Source organism: Streptomyces sp. SID12501, assembly GCF_010550245.1.
Classification (GTDB): Bacteria; Actinomycetota; Actinomycetes; order Streptomycetales; family Streptomycetaceae; genus Streptomyces.
Map to the genome: position 1 here is coordinate 1 of NZ_JAAGLU010000763.1, position 425 is coordinate 425.

Consider the following 425-nt stretch of genomic DNA (forward strand, 5'->3'; position numbering starts at 1 on the left):
CAAGGTGCTGCGCCCGCCGTCCGAGCTGTTCGCCGAGCACGTCTACGGCTGCTTCTTCGACGACGCGTTCGGCCTGAAGAACCTGGACTCCATCGGCGTCGGCAACGTCCTCTACGAGACGGACTACCCCCACTCGGACTCCACCTGGCCGAAGTCCCGCGAGGTGGGCGAAGCCCAGATGGGCCACCTGGACCCGGACGTCGTGGACCGCATCGTGCGCGGCAACGCGATCGACCTGCTGGGACTGACCCCGGAGGGGTTGTGGGCGGGTCCGGGGGCGTAAGGGGCTCAGGCGAGGGGGCGGGCGCCGTCCCCCGAGGGCGAGCCGGGTGCGCGGAAGGCGGACCGGAAGGCCGGTCGGAAGACTGCCCAGCAGGATGCTCCGAAGGACGTCGAGCGGGACAAGGCGGCATGAGCGCTCGTTT

At 70.4% G+C, this 425-nt stretch carries 1 protein-coding gene; it reads left to right on the top strand.

Features of this window, described 5'->3' with window-relative positions:
- On the top strand, positions 1–283 hold a 283-nt coding region (locus tag G3I71_RS48345), incomplete at its 5' end, for an amidohydrolase family protein (protein ID WP_164325337.1).
- Positions 284–425 lie beyond the last annotated feature (142 nt).